At 63.9% G+C, this 6721-nt stretch carries 5 protein-coding genes and 4 pseudogenes; 3 read left to right on the plus strand and 6 right to left on the minus strand.

The annotated features are described in order from the left end of the window. Window positions 1-124: 124 nt before the first annotated feature. Window positions 125-1223 (minus strand): annotated as a pseudogene (locus tag AAHF99_RS21910) (IS3 family transposase). Window positions 1224-1319: 96 nt separating this feature from the next. On the opposite strand from AAHF99_RS21910, the gene AAHF99_RS21915 reads away from it, so the two are divergent. Then, window positions 1320-1838: a hypothetical protein gene (locus AAHF99_RS21915; protein ID WP_342166580.1), complete on the plus strand. Its 519-nt coding sequence runs from the start codon at window positions 1320-1322 to the stop codon at window positions 1836-1838. Between the two features lie 30 nt (window positions 1839-1868). Beyond that, the gene (locus AAHF99_RS21920; RefSeq protein WP_342166582.1) at window positions 1869-2111 is read left to right on the plus strand and encodes a hypothetical protein; all 243 of its coding nucleotides are present in this window, start codon (window positions 1869-1871) and stop codon (window positions 2109-2111) included. 187 nt (window positions 2112-2298) lie between these two features. On the opposite strand, the gene AAHF99_RS21925 is transcribed toward AAHF99_RS21920, so the two are convergent. From AAHF99_RS21925 to AAHF99_RS21940, 4 genes and pseudogenes are all read right to left on the minus strand, one after another. Beyond that, the gene (locus tag AAHF99_RS21925) at window positions 2299-2646 is read right to left on the minus strand and encodes a hypothetical protein (protein ID WP_342166584.1); all 348 of its coding nucleotides are present in this window, start codon (window positions 2644-2646) and stop codon (window positions 2299-2301) included. A 407-nt stretch (window positions 2647-3053) separates the two neighbouring features. After that, window positions 3054-3608 carry a hypothetical protein gene (locus tag AAHF99_RS21930; RefSeq protein WP_342166585.1) on the minus strand — a complete coding sequence of 185 codons (555 nt, stop codon included), beginning with the start codon at window positions 3606-3608 and terminating at the stop codon, window positions 3054-3056. A gap of 600 nt (window positions 3609-4208) precedes the next feature. Continuing rightward, on the minus strand, window positions 4209-4982 hold the full coding sequence (locus AAHF99_RS21935; protein ID WP_342166586.1) for a DUF3102 domain-containing protein: 774 nt from the start codon (window positions 4980-4982) through the stop codon (window positions 4209-4211). A gap of 201 nt (window positions 4983-5183) precedes the next feature. Then, window positions 5184-6128: pseudogene (locus AAHF99_RS21940) on the minus strand (IS3 family transposase); the annotation flags it as partial. Window positions 6129-6220: 92 nt separating this feature from the next. Here AAHF99_RS21940 and AAHF99_RS21945 point away from each other — a divergent pair. After that, window positions 6221-6628 (plus strand): annotated as a pseudogene (locus AAHF99_RS21945) (IS110 family transposase); the annotation flags it as partial. Here AAHF99_RS21945 and AAHF99_RS21950 read toward each other — a convergent pair. Continuing rightward, a pseudogene (locus AAHF99_RS21950) lies at window positions 6602-6721 on the minus strand (IS5/IS1182 family transposase); the annotation flags it as partial. The pseudogenes AAHF99_RS21945 and AAHF99_RS21950 sit on opposite strands and share 27 nt — an antisense overlap.

Raw genomic sequence — 6721 nt, forward strand, 5'->3', positions numbered from 1 at the left:
GAACTGGATTGCGGCGCAGGAAGCGGGAAGCGTCGCTGACCGGTGATCCGCCCCCATCGAAGTGGTCCGCCCTGAGGTATGGCCTGCGGGCCAGTTGGAGTTGACCCCGTTTGTGGTCCACAGCCTATGCAAACTGTCGGGCTGTAAGAGCTTGGTCGGCGAAGGCTCGGGGCGTCAAGCCGCCCAAAGCCGTATGAGGTCGGTCTTCGTTGTAGTGACACCTCCATTTTTCGATGCGCGCGCGGGCATCGGCTAGGGACAGGAACCACGAGGCGTTCAAGCATTCCGCTCGCAGGCGCCCGTTGAAGGCCTCAATGTAAGCGTTGTCGGTCGGCTTGCCCGGTCGAGAGAAGTCGATCTCGACTCCGTTCAGGTAGGCCACTGATCGAGCATGCGTCCGGCAAACTCCGGCCCATTATCCACCCGGAGGCTCCTCGGACGGCCACGAAGCCTAACCAGGGCGTCGAGCGCTTCGACGACCTTAAGGGCGCGGAAGTTGGCTCTCGGCGTCAACGAGAGCGCCTCTCGTGTATGGCAGTCGACCACCGTCAGGATCCTGAACGGGCGTCCGTCGAACAGGCCGTCAGACATGAAGTCCATCGCCCAGACCTCGTTGGGACCGCCGATCGCCGGTCGCCCCTGGCGGTAGCGCCAAGCCCGCTTGTGCTTGAGTAGCTTGGACCGGATCGACAGCCCTTCGTCCCGGTAGAGGCGGTAGGTGCGCTTGTGGTTCACGACCCAGCCCTCCCGCCGTAACAGGATGTGCAGCCGCCGGTAGCCGTAGCGCACCCGCGCCGCCAACTCCTTCAGCCGCATGCGCAGCGCCACCTGCGGATCCGACCGCTTCCTGTAGCGCTGGGACGAGCGACCGAACCCGGCCGCCTGACAGGCCCGACGTTCGCTGATGTCGTAGGCCATCCGCAGGTGGCCGGCGACCTCACGACGAACGGCGGGCCTCACCACTTTCGCTTGAGCACGTCCTGCAGCATCGAGCGGTCCAGCGTCAGGTCAGCGACCAGCCGCTTAAGCTTGCTGTTCTCGTCTTCCAGCTGCTTCAGCCGCCGGATCTCCGGCACGCCCATGCCGACGAACTGCTTCTTCCAGCGGTAGAACGTCGGCTCAGACACGCCCATCTTCCGGCAGACCTCGTCCACCGTCGCACCGTTCTCCGCCTGACGTAGGGCGAAGGCGATCTGCTCGTTCGTGAAGCGTTTGCGAGGCATGGCATCCACCCTCCTTCAGGGTTCAGGATGCCCGAAAAACTTGCGCTCGGCCTGGACCAGTTTGCTGGGTCAGGGTCATCGGCGCAGCGTGTGCTCATGGGAGTGCGAGAGCGGATCGACCAGGCGCTGACCGCCGTCCCGGAGGAGCATGCCCGTTCCAGGTTCGAGGCCGCTTCGCGCAACCTCGACCCCTTCGGTGAAGGGACGGCGCTCGGCTGTATCGCCGCCCGGGACAAGCAGAGCGGTCGCTCGACGGTGCCCCCCGACCTAGTGCCGGACGCGATCGCCGAGGGACCAACGCCGGCCCGGGCCTTCAACGACGTGGCCCCGCCCGAGGCCCGCCAAGCCATGGAGGGCCGGCTCGCGACCCAGATCCTCGACGCGGCGACGGATCAGCCGGGGGCGACTTGGGCGCAGGACAGTCGCACGGCGACCCGGCAGCACGAGGACCTGTTCCGGCAGTTCCCAGCGGCACGGGATCAGCTCCAAGACATAGCTTCGGCGCACGATGGCATTGAGCGCGTGATGCGCTCCTCGCTCGGCAAGATCGCGAACCAGCCGCAGGTGCAGGAGGCGATACAGGCTCTCTTCCCGACCGGAGCGAAGGGCGTCTAGGCCGAGGAGGTTGCGCAAGGGGGCCAGGGCATGGTCAGGAACAATCCCCGCGCCGCTCAGGACCTCGTGCGGATGCACGTCGAGCAGGTGTTTCAAGACGCGACGCAGCGGCTCGAGGCCGGCGCCAATCAAGCTGGAGGAGCGAAGTTCTCGCTGGGGCTCGTCGGCCACTCCGGCGAGTGGGCGAGCGTCGAAGCGGCGATCCGCTCCTTCCCAGACGGCGAGAAGACGTGGACGGGGATCCAGCGGCTCCTCGACATCTACTATGCTTAGATCAGGCCGCAGGCGATCGGTTCGGGCACGTCGTTCAACAACGCGATCGACGTGGAACTTGGGGGCCGGCAAGGCTCTCTCGGAGGCTGGCGTCGCGGTGATGACCGATTGCGTGAAGCTCCCCGGCCACATCATGGACCGGATTGAGCAGTGGCGGTTGGGCCGCGGTCTCGACGAGCTGGCGCAGCTATTCACTGAACCGAAGATGGGTTCGACCTTTCGCCGCCTCACGACCCAGCCGCTGGGCTCCAAAGGCGCTATCCGCCTCACCGTCATGGCGCTGGATGGCGCGCTGCGGGGCTACGGCATGGCGCAGCGCTCCGACGCCGCCGCCGGCGCGGAATGGAAGGCCCTGAAGCTGACCGTACGCCCACTCCCATAGGTTGGTGAGCTCGGCCGTCGTGAAGGCGACGACGACAATCATGATCACGGCGATGCCGGCGAAGTTCGGCATCTTCCCGTCGCGTTTGGTAAGGTCGGATGTCATCGCGATCGTCAGACACACTATCGCGCCAGCCTGGAGCGCGTAGATCACCAGCCGGCCGGCCCTCCGTCTGTGGGGTGTCGGCATCCATGGCGCCTGTCGAGCTGAAGTCGGCAGGTCATGGTGGTTCGGGTACGACGCCTGAAGCCAGTTCAGGCGATCCCGGGGCTTTTGCGGCGAGGGGCGCGCATCGCCTTCAGGTACTACCAGATCAGTTAGACCGGCAGGCTGCCGGCGAGTAGGGCGATCGTCGTTCAGGCCAGGGGGCTCGAACTATCGGGCGCAGGCGAAGGCATGGACCCAGGATGCGAGCGAGACCGCCCGACAGCAATCCACCGAAGCACTTCGGCCGGCGATGGGTGTGTGGATACACTCGCCTTCTGAGGTCGACATTTCTCCTCGTCGATGGACCGAGGATTCACCTCGGCCCCCCGTTAGTAGGCGTCAGCAGGTGATTGTCAGGCGGGATCATCCGGTGATGCAGCTGGGCGCTTCGAACCCGGCGGGCGAGGTTCGGTGTTCGTCCAAGGCATCGTGCCGTTCGGACGACGCGGGATCTCCACGGCCTCAGCCGAACGCCTCGGTCGAGGGCCTTTGCAACCCCCGGCACGCCAAGCTCGGAAGAGACGACCATAGACCCACTCATTCTGGTCATGGTCGGCCCGCACGATCATGTCGGCCAGGACACGACGCGCCTCCTCCGGATCGAACTGGGCGCACTCCAGGGCATAGAGGGTCAAATCTCGAAAGGCTTGGGCCGCTCTAGAATTACCATCCTTCGCGAGGGCGCCGAGGAGGGAGTGCAGGGCAGCACGGGCAACGTCGTCTCGGCTGGGCGTCCGGGTCTCGCGGCGGTCGGCTTTACGCCGGGCCTCGACCTTCGCATGGGCGGTCAGATCTTCGCTGCGAGCTCGGGACATGCCCTTCCGCGATAGGCGGCGGCTCGGGGTCCATTCGGGGTGCTTCGGCCCCTCCTCGGGGGTGACGTTCGGATCGGGGTCGTGGTTCGACATGGCCTGCCTCCGTTCAAGAGGCCTCCCATTGATACGACACCGACGAAAAACCCAAACGGCAGGGACTTGGCCGATCACCGCGTGACGTGTGGGGTCAGCCGGTGACGCTGGCTCGGTCAGAGGGTGACGTGCGAGCGTTAGGTATCCAACTCGTCATGACCGCCTGACGAGTTGCCATGTCGCCAAGGCGTGGCATGGCGACCTCGGGCGCCGAAACATCTCGGGAGCAGATGCGCCGTTCGCAGGGGTGAAAGCAGTTCACCTGGGAGTCATGCGCGGTCTTGCATGGGTCGGCCCCGGTGCGACCGCCACCCGGTTGTCCGCCCCCGAGGGGCCGGGGTCCCCGGACTAACCCGGAAGCAGGGAGGCGAGGCGCTGCCACTGCTCCGGGGTCAGCTTGCACCGCTTCGGCTTGGCCATCCTCAAGCTCCTAGACTTATCGTCCGAGAGCTTGAGAATTGCATCCGACTACCCAGCAGGATCCTAAATGTCGACTGAACTTGTGGCGAGCGCTTATTGGTTTTCTAATCAACGCGAACGATGGTAGCGACTTCAGTAGAGAGTTCTACGCCGCCATGGTTCAATTTATCATGACAAGTGTCAGCCATTAATGCTCTTTATCAGCTCGGCGCGCTGATGGTCTGAATGCTTGATCCCGGCTTCAGTGTTCTTCCAAGTTTCCTTCAGAGCTTCCTGTAGATCGGCTCTTTCGGCAACGAAAAGCAGCCCATAGACGTGGTTGTACACATCTGCGCTTAACAGAGGCGCCAAAATTGCAGCGAGCTCTTTGGCCTTTGCCTTCTTGAATTTTAAGTGCCGGGCTTGTTCAGCCGGCGACCTCTCGTGCTCAAGTCCCCGCCGAGCTTCGGCATCGTGGTTCGGTGCCTCCTGCCGTTGCCTTTCCTCAGGCCTTGATCTTGCCTGGGTTTTTTCCTGCCGGGATCTGATGCGAGCCTCATTCAATACTGCTTCTACTTTGCGAGGCGACATGTCCTCCCCCGTCTCAATGCGCTCTACAATCTCTTGTCGGACAAGAGCGTGCAATGACGGGGAAGACAGAGCGTAGAGAACCGATGGGGGCAAATACGACACCGTGTCGCTTTTATCGCCTAGGGCCTCCGCTGCGCCCATCGCCCGCTGAGCCGATCGAGGCGTCATTCCAATCTCAGACCGCAACCATTCTAGAAACAGCCCATGTTCGAGTCGAGCTTTCACGGCAAGCAGGTTCCGCCCCGTATCAATTATGTAGGCCTTCTGGCGAGCATGGTAACGTCCGACGATTGCCCGTGCCTCCCCCGCAGCATCTTCGTCCAGCTGGCTGTAGTCGAAGCCAACACGGTGCGGTGCAGGATTCGCGATCGGCCGCCTATGCATCTCAACCTCCTTACTTCAATACCAAACAGATACAATATGGTCGGAACCCAAAGTTGTGATCTAGTGTAGTGACGCGGACGGAAGATCCACGTAGTCAGTGAGACCTGCGAGCCTGGGCCCGAACCCAGACGGTATGCGTGCTCCTCTAACGAACCGACGCGGAGCGACTAGTGTCGATTGTCAGCGACCGCTCCCGTCCGCTCAAGTACGCCCAGCGCGCCCTGATCCTGTCTCGATGTCGCGGACACAGGGAGAGCATTTCGCGGTCCTCTCGGCTTGTTCGAGCGTGAGATAGCCGAGTGCCGAGTGGATGCGTTGCCGATTGTAGTAGCCCTCGATGTAGGCTTACAGATCGCACCGCGCTTCATCCCGGGTCGCCCATCGTCGCTGATGGACGAGCTCGACCTTGAGCGTGTGGAAGAAGCTTTCCATCGGGGCGTTATCGTAGCAACCGGCGGTCTGACTCAGGGAGGGCCTAGCCCCCATTGCGGCGAGCTGCTTCCGATAACCTTCGGCCGCGTACTGGCTGCCGCGATCCGAGTAGCAGATGAGCCCGGCGGCCGGCCGCTGCCGCTGGGCGGCCATCATCAATGCCGCTACGCTCAGCTCGGCGCGTATGTGATCGCGCATCGACCAACCGACGATCTTGCGCGTGGCCAGATCGAGGACGGCGGTCGAGTACAGCCAGCCCTCGCCGGTCGGCAGGTAGGTCATATCGGCCTGCCAGACCATGTCGGATCGCGCGGCTGAGAAGTCCTGCTTGAGGAAATTGGGCGCGATGGGGAGATCGTGACAACTGTCGGTCGTACAGGGCCGGAACCGACGCCCCGCCAGCACAAGAATGCCATGCCGGCGCCTGAGACGCTCCACCCGCCCGCGGCTGACGGACCGGCCCTCGGCTCGCAGGGCGGCATGCACGCGTGGGACACCCTAGCGTCGGTGGTGGGCGGCGTGGATGCGCCGGACGTCGTCCAGGAGTTGGCGATTGGAGGCCGAGCGGACGCTCTCAGACCGTAACCGCCATCCGTAGAAGCCGCTGGGTGAAACTCCGCGCACGCGGCACATGAGACGCACCGGCCAGGTCCGCGCATACTGCTCGATGAAGGCGAAGGTCACTTGGGCATCTCCGCGAAGATGCCGATGGCTTATGGGATGGCCCGCCCCTCACGGAACTGTCGGTGGCATGCTGCTGCCAGGGACACCTGGAGGGATCTGGAATGGCAAAGAGTTCAGTCACGGTGCTGGGCATCGACCTTGGCAAGAACAGCTGCAGTCTCGTCGGCCAAACGGCCAAGCTACCGGCCTGCGTGGTGGCGATGGAGGCCTGCTGCGGCGCCCACCACCTCGGCCGGCTGCTCGCCGCGTAAGGGCACGCCGTCCGGCTGATGTCGCCCGAGTACGTCCGACCCTACGTCAAGGCGCAGAAGAACGACGACCGCGATGCCGAGGCGATCGCCGAGGCCGCCACACGTCCGACTATGCGCTTCGTGCCATTGAAGGCGCAGGATCAGCTCGACATGCAGAGCCTGCACCGGGTCCGCTCGCGGCTGGTCGGCATGCGCACCATGCTGATGAACCAGCTCCGCGCGATCCTGCTGGAGTGCGGCCTCTTAGAGCGCCTAACAAAACCATCGTTCGATGAAGCGCCAAACGATGAGGGCGGCCGCCAGGGTCGAGAAGGCCAGATGGATGTCGGCCCGTCGTTCGTAGCGGATGGCAAGGCGGCGGAACTGGGCGAA

It is taken from the genome of Methylobacterium litchii (assembly GCF_038442315.1).
In the GTDB taxonomy this organism is placed as follows: domain Bacteria; phylum Pseudomonadota; class Alphaproteobacteria; order Rhizobiales; family Beijerinckiaceae; genus Methylobacterium; species Methylobacterium litchii.

Bases quoted from the DNA above. Each gene is read 5' to 3' on its own strand.
- AAHF99_RS21935 (WP_342166586.1), bottom strand. From the start codon at position 4,982: ATGCATAGGCGGCCGATCGCGAATCCTGCACCGCACCGTGTTGGCTTC.
- AAHF99_RS21930 (WP_342166585.1), bottom strand. From the start codon at position 3,608: ATGTCGAACCACGACCCCGATCCGAACGTCACCCCCGAGGAGGGGCCG.
- AAHF99_RS21915 (WP_342166580.1), top strand. From the start codon at position 1,320: ATGGGAGTGCGAGAGCGGATCGACCAGGCGCTGACCGCCGTCCCGGAG.
- AAHF99_RS21920 (WP_342166582.1), top strand. From the start codon at position 1,869: ATGGTCAGGAACAATCCCCGCGCCGCTCAGGACCTCGTGCGGATGCAC.